An 860-nucleotide genomic window follows, 5' to 3' on the forward strand; every position below is an offset into this window, starting at 1 on the left:
GGCGCACGTCTTCGGTGAACGCACTCTGGCCACACTGGAGCGTCTTCTGAGCCTGCTGTCGGCCTTTGAGGTCGTGGTATGGATGACGGATGGCTGGCCGCTGTATGAATCACGCCTGAAGGGAAAGCTGCACGTTATCAGCAAGCGTTACACTCAGCGCATTGAGCGACATAATCTGAATCTGAGACAACATCTGGCAAGGCTGGGACGGAAGTCACTGTCGTTCTCAAAATCGGTGGAGCTGCATGACAAGGTCATCGGGCATTATCTGAACATAAAACACTATCAGTAAGTTGGAGTCATTACCTAATCTTTGATGCTTTTTCGCTGCTAAAGCAAAATAGTTGAGATTGAAAAACGGCGTATAGGTAGCAAATCGCGACGCTAGTATATATGGACTGAACGTTTTTTTATTTTTTGCATCTTTATAAGCAAATTGACAAGCGGAAAATAAACTGCCCGAAATGACAATCAGCAATAATATTCCTGTCACTTTTTTTGTCGGCAAGGAAACATCATATTTTATTATTACTACCCAAAAAAGAAGGGATAAAAAAGCAAAGTGGATTTGCCCCTATATTTCCAGACATCTGTTATCACTTAACCCATTACAAGCCCGCTGCCGCAGATATTCCCGTGGCGAGCGATAACCCAGCGCACTATGCGGATGCCATTCGTTATAATGCTCGAACGCCTCTGCAAGGTTCTTTGCTGCCGTTAACCCGTCTGGTTTGGGCATGATACTGATGTAGTCACGCTTTATCGTTTTCACGAAGCTCTCTGCTATTCCGTTACTCTCCGGACTCCGCACCGCCGTGTTCTTCGGTTCAAGTCCCAACATCCGGGCGAACTGGCGTGTT

At 46.4% G+C, this 860-nt stretch carries 1 protein-coding gene and 2 pseudogenes; 1 reads left to right on the forward strand and 2 read right to left on the reverse strand.

Annotated elements, in window-relative coordinates; translation table 11 throughout:
- Positions 1-292: pseudogene (locus BFF42_RS18795) on the forward strand (IS1-like element IS1X2 family transposase); the annotation flags it as partial.
- On the opposite strand, the pseudogene BFF42_RS18800 reads toward BFF42_RS18795, so the two are convergent.
- Positions 266-562 (reverse strand): annotated as a pseudogene (locus tag BFF42_RS18800) (phosphoethanolamine transferase); the annotation flags it as partial. The pseudogenes BFF42_RS18795 and BFF42_RS18800 overlap by 27 nt on opposite strands.
- Positions 563-574: 12 nt before the next feature.
- On the reverse strand, positions 575-860 hold a 286-nt coding region (locus tag BFF42_RS18805; protein ID WP_000318964.1), incomplete at its 5' end, for an integrase core domain-containing protein.

The sequence above is a fragment of the Shigella sp. FC1661 genome (assembly GCF_001712525.1).
GTDB classification, from domain to species: domain Bacteria; phylum Pseudomonadota; class Gammaproteobacteria; order Enterobacterales; family Enterobacteriaceae; genus Escherichia; species Escherichia coli.